Below are 25874 nucleotides of genomic sequence, written 5' to 3' on the forward strand. Positions count from 1 at the left end.
GTTCAACGCCACCAGAAGGCCGCTTGCAAGACGCCATCTGTATGCGGCAACAACAGGGCAACGGAACGAGCCGGGCGACAGACCCTTTTGGCCGGACCGATCGAGGGAAACGATTCATGAGCATCACACGCCGTTCCACCTTGGGCGCCAGCCTTGCGCTCGCCGGGCTTTGCGCGCCGGCGCTGACCACGCCGGCCCTGGCCCAGGGCAGTTTCCCGACCCGGCCGATCCGCCTGATCGTCCCCTTCCCGCCCGCCGGCACCACCGACATCGCGGCCCGTATCCTGGCCGAACGGTTGCAGGCGCGGCTTGGCCAGGCGGTGACGGTGGAAAACCGCCCCGGCGCCGGCGGCAACATCGGCAGCGATGTCGTCGCCAAGGCCGAACCGGATGGCTACACCCTGCTGATGCAGACGGTGTCCTCCGGCGCCATCAACTACGGGCTCTACGGCGCGCGCATGCCCTACAGGCCCGAGGAACTGGCCGCCGTCGGCCTGATGCTGCGGGTGCCGAACGCGATCTTCGTGACCAACGCCCTGCCCGTCCGCACGCTGGGTGAGCTTGTGGCCTATGCCAAGGCGAACCCGGGCAAGCTGAACATCGGCTCCTCCGGCGCCGGCACCAGCCTGCACATGACCGGCGAATTGCTGAAGCTGGAGGCCGGGATCGACATGACCCACGTGCCCTTCCGCGGCGCCGGCCCGATGCTGGCGGAGAACATCGCCGGGCGGGTCGAGGTGGGGGTGGACAACCTGCCCTCGGTCATCGGCCATATCCGCGATGGGCGCCTGCGGGCGCTGGCGGTCACCACGGCCACCCGTTCGCCCGCCCTGCCCGATGTGCCGACGACGGCCGAGGCCGGCTTCCCCGGCGTGGAGGCCACCGCCTGGTTCGGCGTGCAGGCGCCGGCGCGCACGCCACCCGCCGTCATCGAACGCCTGGGCACGGCGATCGACCTGATCGTGAAGGAGCCCGAGGCGGCGGCCCGGATCGCCGACCTCGGCGGCATGCCGCCGGCGCTGACGCCGGATGGCGGGACCTCCCCCGCGACGTTTGAGGCGTTCACGCGGGCCGAGATCGCCAAGTGGGGTGCCATCGTGCGGCGGTCTGGCGCGACCGCGGACTAAGGGTCAGGCCCTGGCCGTTGCCCCGCGTGGGGGCAGCGGCTAGGCAGCACGAAACGTTCCAAGGGAGATCGCCAATGCTGACCCTGCCGCGCCGTCAGGCCCTGATCGCCGCTGCCGCCGCATCCTTCGCCGGCCCCGCCGTCGCGCAAACCCCCTGGATGCCGTCCCGCCCGGTGCGGCTGATCGTGCCCTTCGTCGGTGGTGGCGCGACGGATGTGACCGCGCGGATCCTGGCCGAACGGATGGGCGTGCTGCTCGGCCAGCCGGTCGTGGTGGACAACCGGCCGGGTGCGGGCGGCAACCTCGGCGCCGATATCGTCGCCAAGGCCGATCCGGATGGGCATACGCTGCTGATGTGCACGATCGGCACGGCCAGCATCAACCGCTTCCTCTATGCGCGCATGCCCTTCGATCCGGATAAGGACCTGACCGCGGTCGCCAATGCCAATGCGGTCGCCAACGCGATCGTCGTGAACCCGCAGGCGATACCGGCGACGGACCTGCGGGCCTTCCTGGCGCTGGCCCGGGCGCGGCCCGGTGCCTTCAACTACGCCACCCCGGGCAATGGCACCTCCGGCCACATGTGTGGCGAATTGCTCAAGGTCCGCGCCGGCATCGATATCGGCCACGTGCCCTATCGCGGCACCGGGGCCATCATGGCCGACCTGCTGGCCGGGCGCGTCGAACTCGCGATCGACAACCTGCCCGCCTATCTGCCGCATATCCGCGAGGGCCGGTTGCGCATCCTGGCCGTCACCAGCCGCGACCGCTGGTTCGCGGTGCCGGAGACGCCGACCGTCATCGAATCCGGCGTGCCCGATTTCGTCGCCGTCGCCTGGTTCGGCATCCAGGCCCCCGGCCGCACCCCGCGCCCGATCGTCGATCGCCTGGGCGCGCTGGTCGAGGAGATCTGCCGCGAACCCGCCACCGCGTCCAAGTTCCGCGAATTGGGGGCCGAGCCCATGCCGCTTGGCCCCGATGCCTTCACCCGCTGGATCGCCGCCGAGAATGCGAAGTGGCAGGAGGTCGTGCGCGTGTCCGGCGCGCGGCTGGACTGAGCCGCGCGGCCAGCTAAGGTCTGTGGGGATTTAGGATTCCCTTGCGGCGTCGGATGTGATTCACGCTGTGGATGGACCGCTATGTGCTGACGGACGCCCAATGGGCGAAGATGGAACCGCATTGTCTTGGGAAGCCGACCGATCCGGGACGGAGCGGGAGCGACAATCGGCTTTTCGTGGAGGCGGTGCTGTGGATCGCGCGGACGGGCAGCCCGTGGCGTGATCTGCCGGCGATGTTCGGCAATTGGAGCACGGCGTTCCGGCGCTACAGCGACTGGCGCAAGGCGGACGTGTTCGTGAGACTTTTCGAAGCCTGTTCGGATGAGCCGGATATGGAATACGCGATGATCGATGCCACGATCGTCAAGGTCCACCGCCACGGGCAGGGCGCAAAAGGGGGACTCAAAGCCAGGCCATAGGCCGCTCCAAGGGCGGTATGACGACCAAAATTCTCGCGCTGACCGATGCGCTCGGCAATCTGGTGCGCTTTGAACTGCTGCCAGGGCATCGGTTCGATACTGCCGGCGTTGAGCCGCTGCTCGATGGCGTCGATTTCGGCGGTCTCATCGCCGACAAGGCCTTCGACAGCAACACCATCATCGCCGACCTCAACGCCCGCGGCGCCAGCATCGTCATCTCGCAGCATTCCCGACGCACCAAACCGCTGCCGCTTGATCGCGCTCTCTACAAATGGCGGCACCTCATCGAGAACTTCTTCTGCAAGCTCAAGGAGTTCAAACGCATCGCCATGCGCGCCGACAAAACAGACCATAGCTTCTCAGCCATGATCTATCTCGCCGCAGCCGTCATCAACTCCAGATGAATCCCCACAGACCTTAGAGCGCGATGCGTTCGCATTCGCTCACGCATCCCGCTCTAGCTTGTTGTTGTGTCGCGTGATTCAGCCCTGCGGCGCATTCGCGCCTACGGCCATCACGCTCTAAACCCGCCAGGCCTCGGGCACATGCCGGAACGGCAGTGCCGCGAGGTCGAGCGAGGCCGGGCCGGGAAAATCCGCCTCCACGATCGCCGAGCACAGCGGCGCGAAGGCGGCGCGGAAGTGGTTCTTGCCCTTGTCGGCCAACAGCCGCACCGCGGCCAGGTCGATGCCGTGCAGCGCGAAGAAGCCCGGATCGACCGCGGCTTCCTTGGCGCTGGTCACGATCACCCGCAGTTTGCCCGCGCGCAGCACCGCCGTGTCCCCGACGTTCACCAGCGTGCCGCGCTCCATCGGTCCCTGGTTGATGAAACGCCCATCGGTCAACCGCTCCACCACGCCACGGAACGGGACCGGGGGGCCGAAGGCCGCGGTGACCTGGCCGGCGAGGGCGCGATCGAAAACCCCGCCCTGCCCCACGGCCGCGGCTTCGGCCACGGCATCGGGGTCGTGGAGGAAGGCGAACACCGTCTCGACCGGCGGGCCGGCCTCCATCAGCAACGCCAGCAGCCCCGGCGTGTCGGCGATGCCGCCCGACAGCGGGTTGTCGGCGGGGTCGAGCAGCGCGACCAGGCCGCCCGGGGCCGCGAGTGCCATCGCCAGCCCTTCCGTCGGGCCGGGCAGCGTGACGGCGAAATCCGGGATGCGCGCGGTCAGGGCCGTGGCCAGGCGGGATGCCGCGGCTTCGGCGGCCGTGGCGTCTTCCGCCCAGACCATCGCGGTCGGCCCGGCATGCGGGCTGTCGCCCCAGGCGAAGCCACCGAACAGGCTGGCATCCAGCACCGGGCCGGTCTGCAAGGCAGCGGCCTCGGCCCAGGTATCGGCCATGGGGCCGCCGGCGTCGCGCATGTGGAAGGAATGCAGCACGCGCGGCACCTTGGCGATGGCGCTATGCAGGCGGGGCGCGCCGGATAGCGCGCGCGCCAGCAAGGCCAGCGCCCGCGTCGCGGTCGCCGCCATGTCCACATGCGGATAGGTGCGATAGGCCGAGGCACCGTCCAGCAGGGTCGCCGTCTCTGGCGCGATGTTCGCGTGCATGTCGAAGGAAGCGACGACCGGCACCGCCGGGCCGACCGCCGCCCGCACCGCCCGCAGGATGGTCAGGTCGGCGGCGGGGTCGTCGGTGGTGACGCAGGCGCCGTGCAGCGACAGGTAGACCCCATCCGGTCTTGCCGCGCGCAGTCCGGCCGTGACCTCGGCCAGCCATTCGTCGAAGAGGGCGGCTTCCATCGGCCCGCCCGGCTGGGCCGCGCCGCAGCGCAGGACCGTGGCGGTCCAGTCGGGGTGGGCGCCGAGCCAGGCATGGGCCGCGCCCAATTCGGTCGCGGTCCCGGCCTGGGCGGCCAGCGCGCCCGGCCCCGTTGCCCATTCGCGCCCGGTGAAGGCGGCGCGCAGGGTTGGCGTTGGGCTGAAGGAATTCCCTTCGAACCAGAGACGGGCAATCGCGATATGAGGCATGGCGCGACCCTACCGGATCACCGTGGCGGCGCGTAGCCTCGGGCGTATCCAGTTGCCAGGAGTCCATCATGCACCGACGCCATGTGATCGCATCGAGCCTGGCCGTCGCGGCGGCGGCCGGGGGCGCGCAGGCGCAGGCGGCGCCGCTGCTGTTGCAGACGGCCGGGCCGGGCAGCGCCTTCCTGCCCTATGGCACGGGCGTCGCGGAGTTCCTGACCGCCGCCGGCATCCCGGTGGAGGTGCGGGAGAGCACTGGCAGCCTGCAGAATTTGTCCCGGGTCGAGGATGACCCGAACAGCATGGGCACCGCGTTCCTGGGCAGTGTCGCCGATGCGCTGGCGGGGACGCCGGCGGCGGGTGGGCGGCGGCATGTGCGGGTGGTGGCGCTGTTTCCCATGTACGAGACGTCCTTCATGGTCGCGGCGCTGCGGGCGTCGGGGCTGACCAGTTTCGCGCAACTGGCCGGCAAGCGGGTGGGCGTCGGCCCGGCGCGGGGTCCCGCCGAGATTTTCTTCCGCGCGGCCGCCGAGGCCGCGGGCGTGGTGCCGGCCGAGATCGTCGGCGGCGATCCGGCGGCGCTGGCGGCCGATGTGATCGCGGGGCGGCTGGATGCGCTGTGGCAGGGCGCGATCGTGCCCATCCCATCGCTGGTCGCGGTGACCACCGGGGCGGATGCGGTGGTCTTTGGGCTGTTGCCGGAGACCGTCGCGGCGGTGACCGGGCGCTTGCCGTACCTGTCGCCCAGCACCGTGCCGGCTGGGACCTATCGCGGCCAGGACGCGCCCATCGCGACCTTCGCCGCCTGGAACTTTGTCGTCGCCAACCGGGACCTGCCCGATGCGACAGCCGCCGCGATCACGCGCGCCGTGCTGGGGGCGAGTGATCCCGCAGGGCAGATGCATGCGATGGCGGCGGCGACGCGGGCGGAGAATGCGGTGAACAACCGCATCCTGCCATTCCACCCGGGGGCTGCGCTTGTCTATGCCGAACGGGGCGTCGCCTTGCCATGAAAGCGGCCTTTGAGCTGAGGAAACACGCTTTCGGACAAATAGGTGGTGGGGGCGCGAATGCCACTGGAACGACCATCGCCGGCGCCGGAACGGGCGGCGTCGCCGTGGCGCTCGCGCCGATGCGCGACGCGGTGGACGGGTCGTAGCCACCCCAGGCCGGTCGAGCGTGAGGTTGTCGCGCGTGACCCCGCATGGATCACGAGCGGGCCAGCCGTCAGCGACGATCTTCCGGCAGGTTGAACCAGTACTTCATCCCAAGCATCGGTTCGTCATTGGTCGCGCGCCAGTCGTGTTCGATGCGGCCCAGGATATGGGCCGGACGCTGATCGGGCCCGCCGGTAGGGCCGGCCGCAGCGACGATGGCCGGTCGCTGCCGCGGTTCCCGAACCCTGGTCCTCCTTCAAATATCGTCTTTTCGCTCTTCGGGTCGTCGAGCGGCCCCGGCCGGCGAGCCATGACGGAAATGACGAGGACCGCCTCACCATCCCCGCCGCCAGGATTGAGCCGCTGGTAGGCGTCAACCTGCTCGGCCTTGCCGTCCTTGAAGCGTTTGGCCCCGCACCCCACACGACATCCCCTTTGGACGTCGCCGCTGGTCGCGGCGCCCCCGACTGGTCGCGTACGGGCACCGCCAGCGCCACGGGTTTAAGGGCAGATACGGCAGCGCCCTACAAGGGATATGTTCCTACATCAGCGTCGCCGCAGCGTCAAGAACATTCCAGGAACTCTGGCGCCATGCCGCCTCCCCTGACCGAACACCCCTGTCGATCTTCAGCAGCGGTTGCAGACCCCAGCATGCGGACATCCCGACGCCCCCGAAACGCGCCTGGGCGAAAACCCCCATGGTGCGCAGCCTTGGGATCGGTGATGGAGGACCATGACAAACCTGTTCTACACGCGGTCGGGTGTCCGGCTGCGACAGCATTCGGCCCGTGCCGGAACCCTGAACTGGCTGCTGCTGCCCGGCGGGCCAGGCATCGGGTCCGAGAGTCTGGAAGACCTCGCTGCGACGCTCGGCGTGCCCGGCACGGTCTGGCTCGTGGACCTGCCGGGGGATGGGTCCAATCGCACGCCGCCCGGCGCATCGCCGGACCCATTTTCATCCTGGCCGAATGTCCTGCTGGAAGCGGCGCAGGCTCTGCCGAATGCGGTCTATGTCGGCCATTCCACCGGCGGCATGTACCTGCTCTCGACGCCTGAGTTGGAGCAGCACGTCCTTGGGATCGCGCTTCTGGACACGGCGCCCGACGCGAGTTGGCACCCGCGCTTCGTCGAGATGACGTCGCGGAACCCCCTGCCAGCCGTCGATACTGCCACGACGATCTACAATGCCGACAAGTGCGATGCGAATATCGCGGCCATCGCGGTGGCCTCCGCGGAATGGAATTTTACGCCGGAGGCCGTCGCGGCCGGTCGCGCGCTTCTGGCCCGAATGCCCTACAACAGTGCTGCCGTGGACTGGTCGGACGCGCATTTCGATCACGTCTATCGGGCGGCTTGGTGGCCCCGCACCGTCCCGGTTTTGATCCTTGCCGGGGCGGAGGATCGCATCGTCTGGCAGGGCGGCTGGGATGACGATCGCTTCCACACCACCAACGCCATTTTCCGCACGATCCCGCGCGCGGGCCATTTTCCTTGGATCGAGAACCCGACGGCGGTGGCGGCCGCCTTCGCGGACTTGGCGGAGAAGATCGTCACGCGTTGAACGGCTGGAGGACGCCGGCGGCTATCGGCCAAACGTATCGCAGGCCTCGGGCCGCCCTGCGGCCAGGCCCCGCCTGAACCACCCAACGCGCTGCTCGCTGCTGCCATGGGTAAAGGTCTCGGGGCTGACGCGGCCCTGGCTGCGCCGTTGGATCCGGTCGTCGCCGACAGCGGCCGCCGCGTTCAGCCCTTCCTCGATATCGCCTTCCTCAAGGATTTGTCGCGCCGCCTGGGCGCGGTTGGCCCAGACGCCGGCGTAGCAATCGGCCTGCAATTCCACCCGCACCTGGGTCGCATTGTCGCGGGCGGACTGGGTCCGCCGCAGCGTGCCCAGGAGATTCTGGACGTGATGCCCGACCTCATGCGCGACGATATAGGCGGCGGCGAAATCGCCATTGGCGCCGAGGCGGCGTTGCAGGTCGGCCATGAAGTCCAGGTCGATGTAAACCCGCGCGTCATTGGGGCAGTAGAAGGGTCCCATCTGCGCCTGCGCATAGCCGCAGCCGGATTGCGTGGCGCCGCTGAACAGCACCAGGGTCGGCGGGTCATAGACGCGGCGCGCGCGGGCGAATTCGGCGGTCCAGACGGATTCCGTCTCGGCCAGGACCCGCGACACGAATTGCCGGCCGAGGTCGTGTTCCTGGGGCTGGCCCTTGCCGACGCGGGCTTGCTGGCGCTGCGGCTGGGCGGGCGCCTGGGCGTCGCCTTGCAGGATGGTGGTCGGGTCGATGCCGAGAAGAAGGGACACGACCACCAGGATCACCCCGCCGATGCCGCCGATGGCGATGCGGCCACCGCCGCCACCACCGCCGCCGCGCCGATCCTCGACATTCGAACTTTCCGGACCATCCAGCCGCATGACACATCTCCGCCCTGTGGCAGATTAACGCAGTCAGGGGGTCGGCGTTGCCCCCAAAAGCATCCCCGCCAAGGGGGCCGACAACCCGATGCTGGCGCGGGATTTCGGTGGCGCCAGCGATCCTGCGCCGGGTTTGGGCAGGCCCAATCCCACCAGCATTTCCGCCAGCCTGATCGCGCAGACGATCCCGTCCAGCAACGGCACCGCCGCCCTGCCCTGCAACCGCGGCGCCATGCCGGCCATGGCGGCGCCGCCCAGCACCACCGCATCGGCCCCGCCCGCGATCAGGCGGTCGATGGCGCCCAAGACCTTGGCCTCGACCCCCGCGGGGTCGGACAGGGTTTCCTGTGGGGTCGCGTCCAGGCCCTCCAGCCCCGACAGGCGGCCGGACAGCCCGTGCTGGCCGATGCGTTCGCGGTAGGTCTCGACCCCGCCATAGGTGACCAGGCCGAAGCGGGCGCCGACCAGGCAGGCGGCGAAGCAGGCGGCCTCGGTCATACCGACCACGGGGCAAGGCATGAGTTGGCGCGCGGCTTCCAGCGCGGTGTCATGGCTGACGGCGAGCACCACGGCATCGACCGCGCCCGCGTGTTCCGCCAAGCGTTCCAGCAGCGCATGGCCGGCGATGATATTTTCCGCGCGGGTGCTGATGACCGCGGGGCCGAAGCGGGGCGTGACCGGGATGATCTCGGTGCCCGGCGACGCGGCGCCGCGTGCGGCGGCGGCGCAGAGGTCGGTGATGCCCTGGGTGGTGTTTGCGTTGGCGACGAGGATGCGCATCAGACGGGCCACGGCGCGGCGTCGAACCCGTTCGCCAGGCGCCCGGTCGGCCGGATGTAGTCGTAGGGCGCGCGGGGCAGGAAGCGCCCCGATCCGGGTTCGGCCTGCACCTTGCCGTCCTGCATCACGACCTCTCCGCGACGCAGGGTCGCGACGGGCCAGCCGGTGACGTCCAGCCCTTCATAGGGCGTGTAGTCGATCGCGTGGCCCATCATCGCATTGGTCAGGGTCTGCTTCTTCGCGGGGTCCCACAGCACAAGATCGGCGTCGCTGCCGGGCAGGATCGCGCCCTTGCGGGGGTAGAGGCCCATGAGCCGCGCGGCATTCGAGGATGACAGCCGTACGAATTCATCGAGCCCGATGCGGCCCTTCGACACGCCTTCGGAAAACAGGATCGGCAGGCGTGCGGCGATGCCGGGGATGCCATTGGGGATGTCGCGGAACGGCGCGTCGCGCCCGTTCATCGCCTTGCCCTGGTCGCCGGCGAAGGAGAAGCCGCAATGGTCGGAGGAGACGACATCCAGCACGCCGCGCCGGATCATCTCCCACACACGCCCCTGTTCGGCGGTGTCGCGCGGGGCGGGGCTGCACATGAACTTGGCGCCCTCGAACCCCGGGCGGTCCATGTGGTCGGCGGTGAGGGTCAGGTATTGCGGGCAGGTTTCGCCCCAAACCTTGACCCCACGCGCCTGGGCGCGGGCGATTTCCTCGGCGGCTTCGGCGCAGGAGACGTGGAAGACCTGGATGGGCTGGTCGACCAGTTCCGCGAGCGCGATGGCGCGATGCGTGGCTTCGCGTTCGACCACGGGCGGGCGCGACCAGGCGTGGTATTTTGGCGCGGTCAGCCCGGCGTCGATCAGCGCCTGGGTGCGCCAGCCGATGGCGTCGTAATTCTCGCAATGCACGGTGACGAGGCAGCCGTTTTTCCGCGCGGCCAGGAGCACCTTCAGATACTGCGCGTCGGACAGGTGCAGCGGTTCGTAGGTGAGGAAGACCTTCAGGCTGCGGATGCCTTGGGCGACCAGGGTGGGGATTTCGGCCAGAACCGCGTCGGTCGGGTCGGCGATGATCTGGTGGAAGGCGTAGTCCAGCATCGAGGACTTCGCCTGGTCCATCGCATCGGCGACCTGCGGGGCCAGGGCACCGCCCTTGAAATGCGGGATGAAGGTGACGACCGAGGTGGTGCCGCCGAGGAAGGCCGAATGGCTTGCGGTGGCAAAAGTCTCCTCGTGGCGGGTGCCGTTCGCTTCGGCCTGGGCGATGTGGCAGTGGCTGTCGACGCCACCGGGGGTGACCAGCAGCCCCGTGGCGTCGATGACCCGCCCTGCATCGGTGATGCGGTCGGCCAGGGCCGCGATGCGCCCGTCACGGATGCCGATGTCGCAGGCGATCGCGCCATGGCCGGTGGCGACGGTGCCGCCGCGGATCGCGAGGTCGTAGGTGGACATGGGGGAAGGCTGCTCCGCTGCGATGGACGCGCCACTTTCGGGCCGGGCGTGGCGCGCCGCAAGCGCAGGCGGCGGGTCAGTCCACCTTGGCGCCCGAGACCCGAACCGCTTCCTGCCACATCGGGCGTTCGGCGGCGGCGCGTTCGGCCATGCCCTCCGGTGTGGACCAGACGGCCTCGGCGCCCGCGCGCAAAAAGCGATCCTTCATGGCGGGTTCCTCGGCGACCTGGCGCAGGGCGGCGTTGAAGCGGTCCACCACGGGGCGTGGCGTGCGCGCGGGGAAGATGAAGCCCTGCCAGGAGGTGACGACGAAATTCGGCACCCCCGCCTGCGCCATGGTCGGCACCTGGTCGAGCGTCGGCCAGCGCGCGCCGGAGGTGACGGCCAGGGCGCGCATCCGGCCCTCCTGGATCACCGGCATGTAGGAGGCGAGGTTGTCGAGCGCGAAGTCCAGGTCGCCCGACAGCATGGTGGGGATGGTCTGCGCGGCGCCGCGGAAGGGGACGTGCGTGCCCTCGATCCCGACGCGGGCGCAGAACAGGGCGCCCGACAGATGCGGCGTGGTGCCGACACCAGGGGAGCCATAGGTGATGCCGCCCGGCTTGGCCTTGGCCCAGGCGATGAATTCGGCGAGCGTCTGCGACCGGTTGTGCGCGGTGCTGACCACCGCGACGTTCGGCAGGTCCCAGGCGATGCCTGCGGGCACCAGATCCGCCTCGGGATTATAGGGCAGCCGGCTGTAGAGATACTGGTTGATCGCGAGGTGCCCGATGGAGGCGATGCCGAGCGTGTAGCCGTCGGGAGCCGCCTTGGCGGTCGCGTCGATGCCGATGTTGCCGCCGGCGCCGGCGCGGTTTTCCACCACGAAGGTCTGGCCGAGCAGGGCCTGCAGGCGTTCGGCATAGAAGCGCACCAGCACGTCCGTCGAACCACCGGGCGGCCAGGGGACGATCACGCGGATCGTGCGGTCCGGCCAGGCGCCCTGGGCGAAGGACAGGCTGGGCGCGGCAAGGCCGGCCGCTGACGCGGCAAGCAGGTGTCGGCGAAGCATTGGGGTTTTCTCCCGTTGTTTGTTCCTGGACCCCAGCGTCATCGCACGCGGCGGGGCCGGGCCGCCAGGGGCTGCGCATGGGTTGAAACGCCGGCGATGTCGCGCGAGGGTGCCGGCAACGAAACGGGAGAGAACGCGATGAACACGACACGCAGGGCGGCCGCATTCGCCGCCATCATCGGCGCGGCTGGTGCGAAGGCCGCCGTGGCCCAGACAGTGCCGGCGCCGGCCGCGGGCGGGCCGGTGACACTCGACCGCTGGGGGTCCTTCCACGTCGGCGGCAAGGAAATCGTGATCAGCGGGCAGCCGATTCGCGAAGTGCTGTTCACCCCGGGCGGCGTGCCGGCGCGGGTCGATCCGAACGGGACCTACCTGATGGGGTCGATGTACGCGCAATACATGATCCCCGCCCCGTTGCGCGGCCAGGCGCCGATGCTGCTGTGGCACGGCGGCGGGTTGACCGGCGTGACCTGGGAATCGACGCCCGATGGGCGCGAGGGGTGGCAGAACTTCTTTTTGCGCCGTGGCTGGGCGACCTATGTCGCCGATGCCGTCGAACGCGGACGCGCGGGGTGGTCGATGATCCCCGAGCAGACCGGCGGATCGCCCATTCTGCTGACGGTGGACAATCCGTTCGAGCGGTTTCGCATCGGCGATGGCGTGGGGTCGTTCCAGCGCGGCACGACCTATCCGGGGCAGCAATTCCCGGCCGATCGTGAGTCCTACATGAACTTCGTGCGGCAGATCGTGCCGCGCTTCACCACCACTGATGCGCTGACGCAGGACGCCTATGCGGCGCTGCTCGACCGCGTGGGGCCGTCGGTTGTCGTCGCGCATAGCCAGGCGGGGTTGTTCGGCTGGCGCGCGGCGCAGGACAAGCCGGATAAGGTGCGGGCGCTGGTGCTGGTGGAACCGGCGGCGGTCGGCGATCCGGCCAAGGTCGCGGCGCTGAAGGATGTGCCGGTGCTGATGATCTACGGCGACTTCATCGCGCAAGATCCGCGCTGGCCGACGATCCGCGCGAATGGCGTGCGCTTCGCCGAGGCGGTGCGCGCGGCGGGCGGCAGCGTCGATGTCATCGACCTGCCGGAGCGCGGGATACGCGGCAATAGCCACATGGTCATGATGGATCGCAACAGCGACGTGGTCGCTGGCGTGGTGCAGGAATGGCTCGCGGCGAAGGAGCTGTGGCGGTAGTGATGCGCGCGGCGCTTCGGGGATTGGCCCGAAGCGCCGCATCCATCCACGGTCAGCTTTGCGAGGTGATGCCGCGTTCCGCCGCGATGCTCGCGAACTGCGCGATCGTGTCGTTGAACAACTGGCCGAAGCCACGGCCATTCAGCCCGGACGGGTCGTAGCCGACCTGGCCCATCCGCACCACGACCTCGGGATCGGCCAGCGTCGCGCGCAGCGCCGCATGGACCCGCGCGATGGGGGCATCCGGCGTCCCCACGGGTGCGAGAAGTCCCATCCACGTCGTCTGCACGAAGCCGGGCGCGATGCTCTCGGCGGCCGTCGGGACATTCGGGAACGCCGCGGGGCGTTCGCCGCCGCTCACAACGAGAGGGATAAGTTGCCCCGAGGCCGCCTGGCCGGCTGCGGCGCCGAAGGTGACGACACCCGCGTCGATGCTGCCCGCCATGAGATCCAGCAACAGGGGACCGCCGCCGCGATACGGCACATGCTCGACCCTGAGATCGCCAGCCGCGCGGAGCAGCAATTCGCTGGTCAGGTGCTGCGAACTTCCGATGCCGGGCACGCCGACATTCAACGAACCTGGTCGCGCGCGGGCCGCGGCGGCGAGGTCCTGGATGGTTCGCAGGCCTGAGCGCGGATGCGTGAAGATGCCTTGCGAAGCGGTGATCGCAAGCGCGACGGGGGTGAAGGCATCACGCTGTGATGCGGTGCCCGCGACGGGCAGCGCCTCGGTCGCCGCGAACGTGTCGTTGACCAGCAGCAGCGTATAGCCATCCGGCGCGGCACGGGCCGCCGCCTGGTTGCCGATCCGGCCGGAACCGCCGCCGATGTTGTCGATGATCACGGGCTGCCCGAGTTGCGCCCCGAGCGGCTGCTGGAGAATGCGGGCGAGCACATCCACACCGCCGCCGGGCGGCCAGGGCACGACCAGGCGGATGGGCCGGGCGGGAAACGCATCCTGCGCCCGCGCCAGACGGGGACTCGCAAGCGAGACGGCGGCGACGAGCGAGGCGAGGTGGCGGCGTGTGGTGACGGGCATGGCAGGCTCCTGGAGCGATCGGCAAGTTTGGGTTGGGTCAGGCGCCGCCGGGCTTGATGCCCGCCGCGGCGATGACCTGCGCGTAGCCATCGACCGCCTTGGCGATGTGTTCGGCGAAGACCGGGGGCGATGCGGCGATGACGGTGAAGCCGAGCCCGTTCAGCGACCGGCGCACATCGTCCCGGCCCAGGACCGTCGCGATGGTCCGGTAGAGCGAAGCGACGATGTCGGGCGGCGTGCCAGCCGGGGCCAGGATCCCCTGCCAGGTGGTGATGTCGAAGCCCGGCACCACGGTTTCGGCGACGGTCGGCACCTGGGGCAGCGCCCCGTCGCGCGCGGCCGTGCTGACGGCCAGCCCCACCAGACGCCCGTCGCGGACATAGGGCGTGACGGCAGGCAGCGTGATCCAGAGCGCGTCGATGGTTCCGGCCAGCAGGTCGATCGTGGCCGGAGCACCGCCGCGATAGGCGACGAATTCCGCGCGCAGCCCGCCCAGGCGTTGGTTCAGGGTCTCGCCCACCAGATGGCCGATCGCGCCCCAACCGGGCACGCCGATATTCACCGACCCGGGCCGCGCGCGCAGGCGGGCGGCGTAGTCGTCGATGCTGCGGATGCCGCTATTGGGATGCGTCACCAGGATCTGCGCCGCGCTGATGCCCAGTGCCACGGGCGCGAAACTGGTGCGCGCGTCGTAGCCGGCATCGGGCAGCAAGGCCTGGTTGATCGACAGGCTGTCGCTAGTGACCAGAAGGGTCAGGCCATCGGGCGGGCTGGCGGCGACCTGGCGCGTGGCCAGCAGCGTGTTCGCACCGCCCTGGTTTTCCACCAGCACGGACTGGCCCAGCGCCTGGGACAGATACGGCTGCAGGGTACGAGCAAAAGTATCGACGCTGCCCCCGGGGGCAAAGGACACGACCAGTCGCACAGTCCGGTCAGGACGCCAGTCGGCGGCCGTGGCCGAGGCGGGGCACAGGCCCACGGCGAGGGCGCCCGCGCCGAGGCCGCGCAGAAGGATGGCGATATCGCGACGGGTCGGATGGGGAGAGCGGCTCGCGGGCATGGCAGGAACTCCGATCGACGCAGGGCCGGCGGATGCCGGCCGAACGTCACGGGGCCATGTTTCACGTCAATGTTCTGTGAGTCAATTATTTCACTATTAAAAAAGACGATTAATGGGGACGTCTGCGTCGTACCGGCTCTCGATCACGACGACACCCGACATCGGTAGAGCCTATTTCACGTTTTATAATCGCTTTTTATCAGGCACACGTGCCGATGCCGGAACCGGGGGTTTCCGACAAGGAGAATTCGCGGTGGCCGGTGCGCCAGCCCAATCGGGCTCAGCGCTTTTCCGTCACATCCCCGGCATAGCCGCGCCCGAAACGGGCTTCCAACCGGCGTTGCACCATGTCCCAGACCGAGGTCATGAGCAGGTAGTAGAGTGCCGCGACGGTAAACAGTTCCAGCACCAGGAAGCGTTCCTGCACCAGGATCTGCGTCCGTCGCAGCAACTCATCCATCGAGATGACGCTGGCGATGGAGGTGGTCTTCAGCAACCCGTTCACGCTGTTGCCGAGCGGCGGGATGATGACTCGCAGCGCCTGCGGCCAGACCACCAGGCGGAAGCGCTGGGTGGGGCGCAGGCCGAGCGCCGTCGCGGCTTCCCCCTGCCCGCGCGGCACCGCCAAAATACCGGCGCGCACGGTTTCCGACAGGTAGGCCGCCTCGTTCAGCGACAGGCCGAGCAAGGTCGCCTCGATCACCGTCAGCCGGATGCCGAACAGCGGCAGCGCCGTGTAGATCATCAGCAACTGCACCAGCAGCGGTGTGCCGCGGAAGAACCAGCAATAGGTCACGGCAAAGCCGAAGCCCGCGCGCCCGCCGGACAGGCGCAGCAAGGCGATGCCGATGCCGCCCATCAACCCCATCGTCAGGGACGCCACCGTCAGCCCGAGGGAGACGAGTGCTCCCTCGAACAGATAGGCGTTGGTCAGGTAGTCAAAGAAACCCTGCCAGTTCCAGATCTGCACGGGCTGGGATCAGGTCGGGCCGACGACCGTGTAGCCTTCGTCCCAGCCGGCGATGCCGTAGCGCCCCATCAGGGTCGGCAGCCAGCCATCGGCGCGCATTTCGGTAAAGGCCGCGGCCACCGCCGTCGCCAGCACGCGCGACCGCATGCCGACCGTGACCGGCGTGCCGTAGAGCCCCTTCAGCGCATGGGTGAAGTCGCCGCGGTCCTCGTATTCCTTGGCGGTGCTGTCGATCGAAATGGCCGCATCCAATTGGCCGACGCGCAGCGCCTGGAAGGACACGGCAAAATTGTCGAAGGCGCGGACGGTGGGCGGGCGCAGGTTCAGCTTGCGGATATCCTCGATCAGGTCTTGGCTGCGGCGGAATTCGAAGCCGCCCTGTTCGACGCCGATGGACAGGCCGGCCAGGTCTTCGATCTTGGTGATGTTCTTCGGGTTGCCGCGCGGCACGCTGATGCCGATCGTCTGCTGTTCGTAGCGCACCAGTTGCATGATGCGGGCGCGTTCCTCGGTGTAGAACATGCCGGTGTTGATCAGGTCCCAGCGGCGGGCGTTCAGGCCCGTGATCATCGCGCTGAATTCGACGCGGACGTATTCCGGCGTCAGGCCCAGGCGGCGGGCGAGTTCGGTGCCCATTTCGATCCGCATCCCGCGCAGCTGGCCCGAGCTGTCTACGAACTGCACCGGCGGCAGGGTCGGGTTGGTGCTCATGACCAGCGTGCCGGGCTTGACCAATTCGCTGTTCGGAACGCGCTGCTGCGCCAGGGCGGGCACGGCGACAAGCAAGGCTGGGGCGGCCAGGAGGCCACGGCGGGAAATGGTCATCGAAATCTCCTTCACAACAGGTCGATGCCGCGCAGCACGGCGGCCAGCGCGGCATGGTCGGTTTCGGGCAGAGGCAAACGCGGCGGGCGCGGCGGGCCCATGTCCATGCCGATCAGGCGGAAGGCGGCCTTGGTGCCGCTGACGTAGCGTGGCCCGCCGACCCAGGGCAGCAAGGGGGCGAGCTTGCGATAGAGCGGCAGCGCCGCCTCGCGGTCGCCGGCCATTGCGGTGTGGAACATGTCGGCGCTGAGTTTGGGTGCGACATTGCTGCACACGGCGACCCAGCCGGTGGCGCCGAGCCAAGCGGATTCGTAGCCCAGCACGCCGGCAAACACCGTCATCCGCCCGTCGCAGGCGGCCAGGATGTCGCGCACGCGCGTCACCTCCAGCGTGCTTTCCTTGACGTAGCGGCAGTTCGGAATGCGCGACAGCCGGGCCAGCGTCGCCGCCCCCATGTCCACGTTGGAGGTCGCGGGGTTGTTGTAGACCATGATCGGAATGCCGATCGCATCCGCCACGGTGCTGTAGTGGTGGAACAGCTCATCCTCGGTCGGGACCGAGTAATACGGCGGGATGATCATCACCCCGTCGGCGCCCATCGATTCGGCTTCGCGCGACAGGGCGACGACCAGGCGGGTGTCTTCCTCACCGGTGCCGATCAGCACGGGCACGCGGCCGGCGGCGGTCTTGACCACCGTGTCCACGATGGCGGCGCGTTCGTCGCGGGATACCGACAGGAATTCGCCGGTCGAGCCCAGCGGGATCAGGCCGCGCACGCCATTGTCGATCTGATAATCCACAAGCCGGCGCAGCGCCGGCAGGTCCACAGCCGTCCCGTCCGCCGTAAACGGCGTCACCAGAACCGTGTAGCAACCCGAAAAGGGCTCACTCGCCATCTTGCCCAACCGCCCCCCGTCACGATGATGCCAACGGACCCCAAAGCCGCCGTCGCGGCAAGGGCTGCCCGGGATGCCGCATGCGACTGACCACCAAGAATATTAGCCCCATTGCTGAACGGGTGGGCATCCGCTTCGATGGCGAGCAGATCGTCACCATACCGGGTGAGACCATCGCGGCGGCGCTGTCCGCCGCCGGGCATCTGCGCTTCCGCGAGACCGCGACCGGGGCGCCGCGTGGGCTGTGGTGCGGGATGGGCGCCTGCTTCGATTGCCTGGTGACGGTGGATGGCCGCGCCAATCAGCGTGCCTGCCTGGTCAAGGTCGCGGATGGCATGCAGGTCGCATCCGCCATCCCGGCCACGCCCGCCCCCTTGGCCGAGCCGCCCGAGGCCATTCCGGATCGCGCGGTCGATCTGCTGGTGATCGGTGCCGGCCCCGCCGGGCTGTCGGCGGCGGTCGCGGCGGCCGAGGCGGGCGCACGGGTCCTGGTGCTGGACGAACGCGATGCCCCGGGCGGGCAATACATGAAGCCCCTGGCGCCCAGCCACACCCATGCCTCCCCCGACCGGCAGTTCCGCCGTGGTGCGGCACTGTTTGCCCGCGCGGCCAAGGCCGGGGTCGAAATCCTGCATGGCGCGACGGTCTGGGGCGGCTTTGGCCGGGCGCCCAGCGATTGGGCGGAGAATGACGCGGCCTCGGCGCCGGGCACCGAGATCGCGGCCGTGGTGCGCGGCACCGCCCAGACCTTCCTGCCGCGCGTGCTGGTGATCGCCGCCGGGGCGCATGAACGCCCGGTGCCGGTGCCGGGCTGGACCCTGCCGGGGGTGATGACGACGGGGGCGATGCAGACCTTGGCGCGGGCGCAAAGGGTCAGCCCGGCCGATCGCGTGGTGATCGCGGGCAATGGGCCGCTGAACCTGCAACTCGCCTGCGAACTGCTGTCGGGTGGCGTGCAGGTCGCAGCGGTGGTGGAGGCGGCTGCTGCGCCCGGGCTGGCGCCCATGCTGCGGATGGCGGCGAATGCGCCGGACCTGGCCTGGGATGGGGCGCGGTATCTGGCGCAACTGCGGGCCGCCGGCGTGCCGGTGCTTTGGGGCACGCAGGTCGTGGCCTGCGAGGGCACCGACCGCTTCACCGCCCTGCGGGTGCGCGGGCCGCGGGGTGAGCAGCGGATCGAGGCCGGTGCCTGTGCGTTGAACCTGGGGTTCCAGCCGGAAACGGGACTCGCCCGGGCGCTTGGCTGCGCGCATCGCTTTGTCGACCAGGGGTTGGGGCGGCTGGAAACCGTGACGGATGCGGATGGGCGCACGGATGTGACCGGCGTGCTTGCGGTTGGGGATGGCGCTGCGTTGGGGGGGGCGCGGGTGGCGCTCGCGCGTGGGCGATTGGCGGGGCTGGCTGCCGCGCGCGACCTGGGGCTCGCGGCGCCGGAGGATTCTGCGACGCGCCGCGCGCTGGCGCGGGCGGAGCGATTCCAAGTGGCGCTGTGGTCGGCCTTTGCGGCGCCGGCCTTCGACATCGCGGCCATCGCCGACAGCACCATCATCTGCCGGTGTGAGGAGGTCACGGCGGGCATGCTGCGGGCGCAGCGCCTGTCGTCCCTGCCCGCGCTGAAGAAGGCGACCCGCGCCGGGATGGGCAGGTGCCAGGGGCGGATGTGCGGGGCGACCGTGGCGCGGCTGACAGGCACCCAGGCCGAGGCGGGTTTTGCCGCGCCGCGCGCGCCGATCAAGCCGGTGCCAGCGGCCGCGCTGCGGCATGAATGGCCGGAATGGCCGGCCTCCCCCATCGTCGCTTCCCCGGTCCCGATCACCTGGCGCCAGGCGAGGCCGCCGGTCGTGCTGCCGGCGCAGGCGGAATTCGTCGTGGTCGGCGGCGGTGTGGTGGGGCTGGCGACGGCGCTCTACCTGGCACGGGAGGGGCGCGAGGTCGTGCTGCTGGAACGCGACGAGCCTGGGCTGGCGGCCAGCACCGCGAACGCGGGCAGCCTGCATGTGCAACTGCTGTCCTATGATTTTGGCGAGGTCGCCGATGCCGCCGGCACGGCGGGCCCCGCGAGCGACACCCTGCGCCTGGGCCCGGCGTCGATCGCGCTGTGGCACGAGATCGCGGGCCAGGCCGGCGAGAGCCTCGGCATCCGCCAGGAAGGCGGGCTGATGCTGGCGGAGACGGAGCAGGAATTCGCCTGGATCCGCGGCAAGGTCGCGATGGAACGGTCGCTTGGGATCGACACCCATGTGGTCGGCGCCAATGAATTGTATGCCCTGGCGCCCTACCTCGGCGCCGGGTTTGTGGGTGCCGCCTTTTGCCCGACCGAGGGGCAGATCGACCCGCTGCGCGGCACCATGGCACTGGCCGCCCAGGCACGGGCCGCCGGCGTGCGGATCGTGTCGGGGGTCGAGGTGCAGGGGCTGGCCCCCGGCTGGTCCGTCGCCACCGATGCCGGGACCATCCGCGCCGGCCGCGTCATCAACGCCGCCGGCCCCTGGAGCGGGCGGGTCGCGGCACTGGCCGGGCTGTCACTACCGGTCAAAGGCGCCGTCCAGCAGGTGGTGGTGACCGAAGCGGCGCCGCCGATGCTGCGGCATCTGGTTGCCCATGCCGGGCGGCATTTGTCGCTGAAGCAGGGCGATGCGGGGCACCTGGTGATCGGCGGTGCCTGGCCGGGCGACCAGGATGCGGCGACCGGGGCGACGCGGAACCGGCGCCGCGGGATCGAGGGCAATCTATGGGTGGCGGGGCGCGTTGCGCCGGCGTTGGCGGGGCTGCATGTGCTGCGCGCCTGGACCGGCATGAACGTCGCGATCGACCGCGCGCCGCTGGTGGGTGAGCACCCTGCGGCGCCGGGCCTGTTCCATGCCGTCACCGGCAATGGCTATACGCTGGGTCCGGTCGTGGCGCGGATGGCGGCCGATGCGGCGCTTGGGCGCGACACGCCTCCGGCGGCGTTCCTGCCGGCGCGGTTTGGTCAGTAGGCCGGTTCGTTGCCGCGATAGGTGCCGCCGCTACCATAGGAGGGCGGCTGCTGCGACCGGTCGTAGAGCAGCCCTGCCCCGGCACCGACCCCGGCGCCGATCAGCGCGCCCCAGCCGGCATTGCCGCTGAAGGATCCGGCGATTCCGCCAAGCGCCGCGCCACCCAGCGCGCCCGTGGCGGTGCGCCGGCCGGTGTCGCTCATGTCGGTGCAGGCGCCGAGGGTGAGAAGGGCGAAAAGGGCTGCGGCACATCGGGGGCGGCGCATGGGCGTGTCCTCCTTAAAGGCGCTTACTGCTCCGATCCCGGCCCGAGCGCCGAATCATACACGAAGCCGCCGCCGCCCGGCCCGGCCGCGTAGCCCGCGCCATCCCAGGCGCCATTGCCGGCGAAGGTCGCGCTGGGGTCGCTGTTGCCGGCGCCCATCGGGTCGAACTGGAATTCGCTGTTCGGCGAACAGGCCGCGACCGCGATCAGCAGCGGCAAGGCCAGGGCGAGAGGTGTAACGGAGCGGCACATCGGTTCGAATATCCTTGTCAGCGGGCGGCGCGGCGCGCGGGCGTGGGGCATGGGTAGGTCGCGCGGGCAAAGCGCAACACGCCCTCCAGCGCCGGTTCGCCGGCCCGTTGCGGCTGGGTCGCGGCCCATTCGGCAAAGCCGATCCCCACCTGCGCGACCGATGGCGCCGGGGTGGGCAGGCAGAAGACCGGCGGGCGCTGTGCGGCACCGCGGCGGGCGCCGGGCCGATGCACCGCCGCGTGATATTGCCCGGCGGCGGTCAGGAAGCCCTGGCAATAGGCGATGGCTTCAAGCCGCATGACCGGGCCTATCGTGGGGCCAGGCGCGCAGATCGCGGCCAGTTCGGCGACGGTTCGCGCATGGATCGGCAGCGGCGCCGGCGCGGTTTGGGCATGGGCCGCCGATGACAGCGCCGCGAAGGCCAGCAGCGCCGCCGGGACACGGGCCTTCATCCATGGGGTCCGCATCCTGAGATCTCCTGTTTCGATGGTCGCGGTTCAGTACGTCCGCAGGCCCTGCTCGTAGCCGCGTTGATAGGCCTGGGACTGGGCGCGTTGTTCGGAATTCACGGTCTGCTGGTACAGGTAGCCGGCACCTGCCCCGACCGCGCCGCCGATCGCGGCACCCCAGCCGGCATGGCCGGCAAAGGAACCCGCGATGCCGCCGACCGCGGCGCCGATGCCGGCGCCCGTCAGCGTGCTGCGTTCATTCGGCGACATCTGGGCGCAGGCGCCAAGGGCAAGGGCCGCGACAAGCGGCAGGGCGAGACGGGACGCACGCATCACGGATGGCCTTCTCTAACGGGGCGCGGGGGCGCGGCGGGCAGGCGTCGGGCAGGGATAGGCAGCCTGGGCGAATCGCAGCAGGCCATCGAGCGCGGGTTCGCCCGCCCGGGTCGGATTCTCACCCGCCCAGGCGACAAAGGCGACGGCGGCCTGGGCCACCGAGGGCGCGGGGGTCGGCAGGCAGAACAGCGGGCGATGGCGCCCGCCCGCGCGATGCAGGGCCGCGTGGTATTGCCCGGCGGCGGTGACGAAGCCCTGGCAATAGGCGATGGCTTCGAGGCGCGCGACCGGGGGCAGCGCATCCGCCGGGCCGCAGACTGCCGCGAGATCCGCGACGGTATGGACGGCCGTGGTCGGCGCCTGGGCCAATGCGGGGCCAGCGAGGCAGACCGCCACGGCGGCGGCGAAGAATGGGCGCATGGTCAGGACGGCTCCCTCAAGACTCGCCGGGCCTGGGGCCAGCCGGCGTCTGGGGATCAGCATACCGCGATGGGCGCGAAGGCCAAGCGGTGCGCGCGGGTTGTTCCACGCGCACCGCTTCACGCCGGGGTGGAGGCGGCCTCAGTTCTGGCGATAGTACGGCTGGTTCTGCTGGTAGTTCCGCTGGTACTGGTTCTGCTGGTAGCGCCGCTGCTGCGTCTGCTGCGACTGGTCGTAGAGATAACCGGCCCCCGCACCGACGCCGGCGCCGATCAGCGCGCCCCAGCCGGCATTGCCGCTCAAGGACCCAGCCAGGCCGCCCAGGGCGGCGCCACCCAGGGCGCCGGTGCCGACGCTCTGCTGCTGCTGGCTCATCCCGCCACAGGCGCCGAGCGACAGAAGCCCCATCAGGGGCACGGCGAGGCGCAAGCCCCGCAGGGAGATTGTCCGGACCATCTCAGCGCACTCCTCGGGCAGCGACGGGACAGGGGTAGGTCGCCTGGGCAAAGCGCAGCAGGCCATCGACCGCGCGCTCCGATGCGAATTGCGGGTTCTGGGCGGCCCAGTTCGCGAAGGCGATACCGGCCTCGGCCACCGTGGGGCCGGGCGAGGTCAGGCAGACCAAGGGCCGGCGCGTGCCGGTGGTGGGCGTGAGCGAGGTGTAGATCTGGCCGGAGGCGGTCAGGTAGCCCTGGCAATAGGCGATCGCCTCAAGCCGATGCACGCCCGTGGTCCGCGGGGCGCACATGTCGGCGAGTTCGCTGACGGTGGTGACATCGGTCACGCGATCGGAACCGGGTGGCGTGGCGGGCGCCGCGCCCTGGCCAAAGGCCGGCAAGGCGAGGCAAGCGGCAAGTGCCGCCGCCGGAATCATGGTCCGCATGGGGTCGTATCCTCCCCTCGACCCTCAAGGGAGGGTCAGAGTACGCCCATAACGCGCGGCAACCACAAAGCGATGCCTGGAAAAACGACGACGGCGGCCAAGGACATGAACATGGCCAGGATCATCCAGATGACCCAGGGGATCGTCGATTCCATCGACACCCCGGCGATACGGCAGGACACCATCAGGTTGACCGCCATCGGCGGGGTGAACTGCCCGATGGCGATCTTCATGGTCAGGACCACGCCGAACCAGGTCAGGTCCCAGTGGTAGAATTGCGCGATCGGCAGCAGCACCGGCAGCAGGATCAGGAAGGTGGAGACACCGTCCAGGAACATCCCGATCAGCACCAGCACCACCATCAGCAGCGCGATGGTGCCGTATTCGCCGAGATGCAGGCCAACGATCCAATCGGCGACCGGCTGCACGATGCCAAGCGTGCTGGTGGACCAGGCGAAGACCGAGGCCAGGGCGATCACCGACAGGATGATGCCGGAGAGTTCGGCGGCCTCGACCAGCATTTCATAGACGTCGCGCAGGGTCAGGGTGCGATAGACGACGAAGCCGACGAAGAGCCCGTAGAAGACGGCCATGACGGCGGCCTCGGTCGGGGTGAACAACCCCGCGCGCATGCCGCCCAGGATGACCACGGGCGCCATCAGGCCCCAGATCGCTTCCTTGAAGGTGCGCCAGATCGACAGGGCCTCGCGGTCGGGATTCTTGCCGCCAAAATCCTTGATCCAGGAAATGATGAGAACCGCGACGATGATCGCGCAGCCCGCCAGGATGCCGGGGAACATCCCCGCCATGAAGATCGCCGGCACCGATACCCCCGGCACCAGCACGGCATAGACGATGAAGGCGATGGAGGGCGGGATCAGGATGTCGGTCGCGGCGGCTGCCGCGACGGTGCTGGCGATGAAGGGGCGCGGATAGCCATCCTGCACCATGCCGCGCGTCACCACCTGGCCGACGGCCGCCGAGGTCGCGGGGCCGGAGCCGGAGATCCCGCCGATCACCATCGCCACCAGCACGGAGACGGAGGCCAGTGCCCCCCTGCCCGCCCCGACCAGCGCCGTCGCGAAACGCACCAGCCGCAGCGCCACGCCCGTGCGATCGAACACGCTGCCGACCAGCACGAACATCGGGATGGCCATCAGCGGATATTTCGCGATCCCGGCGTAGACATTCGTCGGCATCGCCATGATCGACTGGTCGGCCAGCCAGATGCAGAAAGCGCCCGCCAGCCCCAGGGCGACGCCGATCGGCACGCCGCCGAACAGCATGGCGACGAAGCCGGCGAAGAGGATGGTGCCGATCACCCGGGCTGGCCCTTCAGCACACGCACCAGCCGCCCGGCGGCCCTGGCCACGACGAAGGCCGACAAGACAGGCAGCCAGCCCGTGTACCACCAGTTCGGATTGCCGAGGCCGTTGGACAGAACCTCATACCGGTACTCGTCCCAGGCCAGCTTGGCGCCGAAGACCACGAGCAATCCGAAGCAGAGGATGGTCAGCAGCATGGCGACGGCTTCGGCATTGCGCCGGCCACGGGCGGGCAGCAGGTCGATGAAATAGCCGATGCGGATGTGCCGGCCCGTCGCGGTGGCGACGGCGGTGCCGAGCAGGGCGACGACCACCATCAGCACCACCGAATATTCCTCGGTGAAGGCCAGCGAGACATTGGTCAGGTAGCGCGTCACCACATTGGCCGCGGTGATCAGCGCCATGGCCGCCATCGCGGCGGCCATGAGGATTTCCTCCAGCTTCAGCGGAACGCGGGTCTTTGGGTTGTCACGCCCGCCGGAAAAATCCGCTTCCGCTGCCATGGGTCAGGACCGGACCGTGCGGATCGCCGTCTCGGCCTTGCGCACGAGATCGGTGCCCACCGTCTGCGCCCATTTGTCGAAGACGGGGCGCGTGATCGTGGCGAAGGCCGCTTTCTGGGCGTCGGTCAGGGTGACGGTCGTGACCCCGCGGCGCGCCAACTCGTCCAGGCTGGCGCGATCCCCATCACGGCCGAGCCCGGCGCGGGAGGCGACGATCTGGGCATTGGCGGCCTCCACCGCGCAGGCGCGCACCAGGTCGCGGTCGGCGGGCGAAAAACTGTCCATGACCGGCTTGGCGACGACGAAAAGCCCGGCGTCGGCGACGTAGTTCCAGATCGTCAGATGTTTTTGGGCCAGCGCATCCATGCGCAAGGCCAGGAACAGGTTCACCGGGTTTTCCTGCCCATCGACGGCACCGGTCGATAGCGCCGGTTGCAGGTCGGCAAAGGACATCTGGACGGGATTGGCGCCGAGCGCGGTAAAGATCTCCGAAAAAATGGCGCCGGCGGCGAAGCGGATCTTCAGCCCCCGCAGGTCGGCGGGCGCGGCGATGTCGCGCTTGCTGTTGGAGATTTCACGGAAACCGTTCTCGCCCCAGGCACAGGGCACGACGTCACGCGTCGCGATGATGCGTTCCAGGTCGCGGCCCACTTCGCCACGGATGATCGCGTCGAAGCCGCGCGAATCCCCCAGCAGCCAGGGAAGCGAGAAGATGTTCATCTCCCGCACCTGCGGGCTGATGTTGATGGTGCTGAAGGTCGCCATGTCGATGATGCCCTGGCGCATCGCGACGAGTTCCCGCGTCTGGTCGCCGCCGACCAACTGGCTGCCCGGATAGACCTTCATGTTGATGCGGCCCTGGCTGCGCTCGGTCACCAGCTCGGCCCAGCGGAAGGCGCCATCGGCCAGCGAGATCGGGCGGTTGCCGACGACGCTGACCTTGTATTCGGCTTTGTACTGGGTTTGGGCGCGAGCAACCGTGGGCATCGCCAGGGCGGCGGGGGAAGCGAGCAGGATCCGGCGGGACAGACTCATGGGGTTACT

26 protein-coding genes and 1 pseudogene are annotated in these 25874 nt (G+C 69.6%); 7 read left to right on the forward strand and 20 right to left on the reverse strand.

What is annotated here, in order from left to right:
* Positions 1–116: 116 nt before the first annotated feature.
* From ACQW02_RS14145 to ACQW02_RS14155, 3 genes and pseudogenes are all read left to right on the forward strand, one after another.
* Positions 117–1127: a Bug family tripartite tricarboxylate transporter substrate binding protein gene (locus tag ACQW02_RS14145; RefSeq protein ID WP_431280554.1), complete on the forward strand. Its 1011-nt coding sequence runs from the start codon at positions 117–119 to the stop codon at positions 1125–1127.
* A 74-nt stretch (positions 1128–1201) separates the two neighbouring features.
* Positions 1202–2185: a Bug family tripartite tricarboxylate transporter substrate binding protein gene (locus ACQW02_RS14150; protein WP_431280555.1), complete on the forward strand. Its 984-nt coding sequence runs from the start codon at positions 1202–1204 to the stop codon at positions 2183–2185.
* Between the two features lie 110 nt (positions 2186–2295).
* Positions 2296–3008 (forward strand): annotated as a pseudogene (locus ACQW02_RS14155) (IS5 family transposase).
* A 117-nt stretch (positions 3009–3125) separates the two neighbouring features.
* Here the strand turns inward: ACQW02_RS14155 and ACQW02_RS14160 are convergent.
* Positions 3126–4580, reverse strand: coding sequence for a M81 family metallopeptidase (locus ACQW02_RS14160; RefSeq protein ID WP_431280556.1), 1455 nt, complete (start codon positions 4578–4580; stop codon positions 3126–3128).
* A gap of 68 nt (positions 4581–4648) precedes the next feature.
* Between ACQW02_RS14160 and ACQW02_RS14165 the strand changes: the two genes are divergently transcribed.
* Entirely contained in the window at positions 4649–5590 is a 942-nt protein-coding gene (locus tag ACQW02_RS14165) for a TAXI family TRAP transporter solute-binding subunit (protein WP_431280557.1), read from the forward strand.
* A gap of 877 nt (positions 5591–6467) precedes the next feature.
* Complete coding sequence (locus ACQW02_RS14170) at positions 6468–7295, forward strand: alpha/beta fold hydrolase (protein ID WP_431280558.1); 828 nt, start codon at positions 6468–6470, stop codon at positions 7293–7295.
* Positions 7296–7316: 21 nt separating this feature from the next.
* Here the strand turns inward: ACQW02_RS14170 and ypfJ are convergent, their stop codons facing one another.
* From ypfJ to ACQW02_RS14190, 4 genes are all read right to left on the reverse strand, one after another.
* Positions 7317–8153 carry a KPN_02809 family neutral zinc metallopeptidase gene (ypfJ, locus tag ACQW02_RS14175; RefSeq protein ID WP_431280559.1) on the reverse strand — a complete coding sequence of 279 codons (837 nt, stop codon included), beginning with the start codon at positions 8151–8153 and terminating at the stop codon, positions 7317–7319.
* A gap of 33 nt (positions 8154–8186) precedes the next feature.
* On the reverse strand, positions 8187–8933 hold the full coding sequence (locus ACQW02_RS14180; protein WP_431280560.1) for an aspartate/glutamate racemase family protein: 747 nt from the start codon (positions 8931–8933) through the stop codon (positions 8187–8189).
* Positions 8933–10381: a dihydropyrimidinase gene (gene hydA / locus ACQW02_RS14185; protein ID WP_431280561.1), complete on the reverse strand. Its 1449-nt coding sequence runs from the start codon at positions 10379–10381 to the stop codon at positions 8933–8935. Before hydA ends, ACQW02_RS14180 begins: the two co-directional genes overlap by 1 nt.
* Before the next feature lie 76 nt (positions 10382–10457).
* Positions 10458–11432, reverse strand: a complete 975-nt coding sequence (locus ACQW02_RS14190) for a Bug family tripartite tricarboxylate transporter substrate binding protein (RefSeq protein ID WP_431280562.1) — start codon at positions 11430–11432, stop codon at positions 10458–10460.
* A gap of 138 nt (positions 11433–11570) precedes the next feature.
* On the opposite strand from ACQW02_RS14190, the gene ACQW02_RS14195 reads away from it, so the two are divergent.
* A complete protein-coding gene (locus ACQW02_RS14195) occupies positions 11571–12629 on the forward strand; it encodes an alpha/beta fold hydrolase (protein WP_431280563.1) in 1059 nt (352 codons plus the stop codon).
* A 52-nt stretch (positions 12630–12681) separates the two neighbouring features.
* Here ACQW02_RS14195 and ACQW02_RS14200 read toward each other — a convergent pair whose 3' ends face one another.
* From ACQW02_RS14200 to ACQW02_RS14220, 5 genes are all read right to left on the reverse strand, one after another.
* Positions 12682–13668 carry a Bug family tripartite tricarboxylate transporter substrate binding protein gene (locus ACQW02_RS14200; RefSeq protein WP_431280564.1) on the reverse strand — a complete coding sequence of 329 codons (987 nt, stop codon included), beginning with the start codon at positions 13666–13668 and terminating at the stop codon, positions 12682–12684.
* Positions 13669–13705: 37 nt separating this feature from the next.
* Entirely contained in the window at positions 13706–14728 is a 1023-nt protein-coding gene (locus ACQW02_RS14205; protein WP_431280565.1) for a Bug family tripartite tricarboxylate transporter substrate binding protein, read from the reverse strand.
* Between the two features lie 280 nt (positions 14729–15008).
* Positions 15009–15698, reverse strand: coding sequence for an amino acid ABC transporter permease (locus ACQW02_RS14210; protein WP_431280566.1), 690 nt, complete (start codon positions 15696–15698; stop codon positions 15009–15011).
* Between the two features lie 9 nt (positions 15699–15707).
* The gene (locus ACQW02_RS14215; RefSeq protein ID WP_431280567.1) at positions 15708–16523 is read right to left on the reverse strand and encodes an ABC transporter substrate-binding protein; all 816 of its coding nucleotides are present in this window, start codon (positions 16521–16523) and stop codon (positions 15708–15710) included.
* 11 nt (positions 16524–16534) lie between these two features.
* Positions 16535–17419 carry a dihydrodipicolinate synthase family protein gene (locus ACQW02_RS14220; protein WP_431280568.1) on the reverse strand — a complete coding sequence of 295 codons (885 nt, stop codon included), beginning with the start codon at positions 17417–17419 and terminating at the stop codon, positions 16535–16537.
* An 80-nt stretch (positions 17420–17499) separates the two neighbouring features.
* On the opposite strand from ACQW02_RS14220, the gene ACQW02_RS14225 reads away from it, so the two are divergent.
* Positions 17500–20397, forward strand: a complete 2898-nt coding sequence (locus tag ACQW02_RS14225) for an FAD-dependent oxidoreductase (protein ID WP_431280569.1) — start codon at positions 17500–17502, stop codon at positions 20395–20397.
* Here ACQW02_RS14225 and ACQW02_RS14230 read toward each other — a convergent pair.
* From ACQW02_RS14230 to dctP, 10 genes are all read right to left on the reverse strand, one after another.
* The gene (locus tag ACQW02_RS14230; RefSeq protein ID WP_431280570.1) at positions 20391–20663 is read right to left on the reverse strand and encodes a YMGG-like glycine zipper-containing protein; all 273 of its coding nucleotides are present in this window, start codon (positions 20661–20663) and stop codon (positions 20391–20393) included. The two genes, ACQW02_RS14225 and ACQW02_RS14230, sit on opposite strands and share 7 nt — an antisense overlap.
* A 23-nt stretch (positions 20664–20686) precedes the next feature.
* Entirely contained in the window at positions 20687–20914 is a 228-nt protein-coding gene (locus ACQW02_RS14235; protein ID WP_431280571.1) for a hypothetical protein, read from the reverse strand.
* A 17-nt stretch (positions 20915–20931) separates the two neighbouring features.
* Entirely contained in the window at positions 20932–21366 is a 435-nt protein-coding gene (locus ACQW02_RS14240; RefSeq protein WP_431280572.1) for a Rap1a/Tai family immunity protein, read from the reverse strand.
* 45 nt (positions 21367–21411) lie between these two features.
* Positions 21412–21696 carry a YMGG-like glycine zipper-containing protein gene (locus ACQW02_RS14245; protein WP_431280573.1) on the reverse strand — a complete coding sequence of 95 codons (285 nt, stop codon included), beginning with the start codon at positions 21694–21696 and terminating at the stop codon, positions 21412–21414.
* A gap of 15 nt (positions 21697–21711) precedes the next feature.
* Positions 21712–22119, reverse strand: a complete 408-nt coding sequence (locus ACQW02_RS14250; protein ID WP_431280574.1) for a Rap1a/Tai family immunity protein — start codon at positions 22117–22119, stop codon at positions 21712–21714.
* Positions 22120–22260: 141 nt separating this feature from the next.
* Positions 22261–22575 carry a glycine zipper domain-containing protein gene (locus ACQW02_RS14255; RefSeq protein ID WP_431280575.1) on the reverse strand — a complete coding sequence of 105 codons (315 nt, stop codon included), beginning with the start codon at positions 22573–22575 and terminating at the stop codon, positions 22261–22263.
* 1 nt (position 22576) lies between these two features.
* Positions 22577–23002, reverse strand: a complete 426-nt coding sequence (locus ACQW02_RS14260) for a Rap1a/Tai family immunity protein (protein WP_431280576.1) — start codon at positions 23000–23002, stop codon at positions 22577–22579.
* A 35-nt stretch (positions 23003–23037) separates the two neighbouring features.
* Entirely contained in the window at positions 23038–24324 is a 1287-nt protein-coding gene (locus tag ACQW02_RS14265) for a TRAP transporter large permease (RefSeq protein ID WP_431280577.1), read from the reverse strand.
* Positions 24321–24830, reverse strand: a complete 510-nt coding sequence (locus ACQW02_RS14270; protein WP_431280578.1) for a TRAP transporter small permease — start codon at positions 24828–24830, stop codon at positions 24321–24323. Before ACQW02_RS14270 ends, ACQW02_RS14265 begins: the two co-directional genes overlap by 4 nt.
* 3 nt (positions 24831–24833) lie before the next feature.
* Positions 24834–25865: a TRAP transporter substrate-binding protein DctP gene (gene dctP / locus ACQW02_RS14275; RefSeq protein WP_431280579.1), complete on the reverse strand. Its 1032-nt coding sequence runs from the start codon at positions 25863–25865 to the stop codon at positions 24834–24836.
* Positions 25866–25874: the final 9 nt, after the last annotated feature.

This window comes from Humitalea sp. 24SJ18S-53 (assembly GCF_050632385.1).
In the GTDB taxonomy this organism is placed as follows: Bacteria; Pseudomonadota; Alphaproteobacteria; order Acetobacterales; family Acetobacteraceae; genus Humitalea.

Bases quoted from the DNA above. Each gene is read 5' to 3' on its own strand.
- ACQW02_RS14145 (WP_431280554.1), top strand. From the start codon at position 117: ATGAGCATCACACGCCGTTCCACCTTGGGCGCCAGCCTTGCGCTCGCC.
- ACQW02_RS14150 (WP_431280555.1), top strand. From the start codon at position 1,202: ATGCTGACCCTGCCGCGCCGTCAGGCCCTGATCGCCGCTGCCGCCGCA.
- ACQW02_RS14160 (WP_431280556.1), bottom strand. From the start codon at position 4,580: ATGCCTCATATCGCGATTGCCCGTCTCTGGTTCGAAGGGAATTCCTTC.
- ACQW02_RS14165 (WP_431280557.1), top strand. From the start codon at position 4,649: ATGCACCGACGCCATGTGATCGCATCGAGCCTGGCCGTCGCGGCGGCG.
- ACQW02_RS14170 (WP_431280558.1), top strand. From the start codon at position 6,468: ATGACAAACCTGTTCTACACGCGGTCGGGTGTCCGGCTGCGACAGCAT.
- ypfJ (WP_431280559.1), bottom strand. From the start codon at position 8,153: ATGCGGCTGGATGGTCCGGAAAGTTCGAATGTCGAGGATCGGCGCGGC.
- ACQW02_RS14180 (WP_431280560.1), bottom strand. From the start codon at position 8,933: ATGCGCATCCTCGTCGCCAACGCAAACACCACCCAGGGCATCACCGAC.
- hydA (WP_431280561.1), bottom strand. From the start codon at position 10,381: ATGTCCACCTACGACCTCGCGATCCGCGGCGGCACCGTCGCCACCGGC.
- ACQW02_RS14190 (WP_431280562.1), bottom strand. From the start codon at position 11,432: ATGCTTCGCCGACACCTGCTTGCCGCGTCAGCGGCCGGCCTTGCCGCG.
- ACQW02_RS14195 (WP_431280563.1), top strand. From the start codon at position 11,571: ATGAACACGACACGCAGGGCGGCCGCATTCGCCGCCATCATCGGCGCG.
- ACQW02_RS14200 (WP_431280564.1), bottom strand. From the start codon at position 13,668: ATGCCCGTCACCACACGCCGCCACCTCGCCTCGCTCGTCGCCGCCGTC.
- ACQW02_RS14205 (WP_431280565.1), bottom strand. From the start codon at position 14,728: ATGCCCGCGAGCCGCTCTCCCCATCCGACCCGTCGCGATATCGCCATC.
- ACQW02_RS14215 (WP_431280567.1), bottom strand. From the start codon at position 16,523: ATGACCATTTCCCGCCGTGGCCTCCTGGCCGCCCCAGCCTTGCTTGTC.
- ACQW02_RS14220 (WP_431280568.1), bottom strand. From the start codon at position 17,419: ATGGCGAGTGAGCCCTTTTCGGGTTGCTACACGGTTCTGGTGACGCCG.
- ACQW02_RS14225 (WP_431280569.1), top strand. From the start codon at position 17,500: ATGCGACTGACCACCAAGAATATTAGCCCCATTGCTGAACGGGTGGGC.
- ACQW02_RS14230 (WP_431280570.1), bottom strand. From the start codon at position 20,663: ATGCGCCGCCCCCGATGTGCCGCAGCCCTTTTCGCCCTTCTCACCCTC.
- ACQW02_RS14235 (WP_431280571.1), bottom strand. From the start codon at position 20,914: ATGTGCCGCTCCGTTACACCTCTCGCCCTGGCCTTGCCGCTGCTGATC.
- ACQW02_RS14240 (WP_431280572.1), bottom strand. From the start codon at position 21,366: ATGAAGGCCCGTGTCCCGGCGGCGCTGCTGGCCTTCGCGGCGCTGTCA.
- ACQW02_RS14245 (WP_431280573.1), bottom strand. From the start codon at position 21,696: ATGCGTGCGTCCCGTCTCGCCCTGCCGCTTGTCGCGGCCCTTGCCCTT.
- ACQW02_RS14250 (WP_431280574.1), bottom strand. From the start codon at position 22,119: ATGCGCCCATTCTTCGCCGCCGCCGTGGCGGTCTGCCTCGCTGGCCCC.
- ACQW02_RS14255 (WP_431280575.1), bottom strand. From the start codon at position 22,575: ATGGTCCGGACAATCTCCCTGCGGGGCTTGCGCCTCGCCGTGCCCCTG.
- ACQW02_RS14260 (WP_431280576.1), bottom strand. From the start codon at position 23,002: ATGCGGACCATGATTCCGGCGGCGGCACTTGCCGCTTGCCTCGCCTTG.
- ACQW02_RS14270 (WP_431280578.1), bottom strand. From the start codon at position 24,830: ATGGCAGCGGAAGCGGATTTTTCCGGCGGGCGTGACAACCCAAAGACC.
- dctP (WP_431280579.1), bottom strand. From the start codon at position 25,865: ATGAGTCTGTCCCGCCGGATCCTGCTCGCTTCCCCCGCCGCCCTGGCG.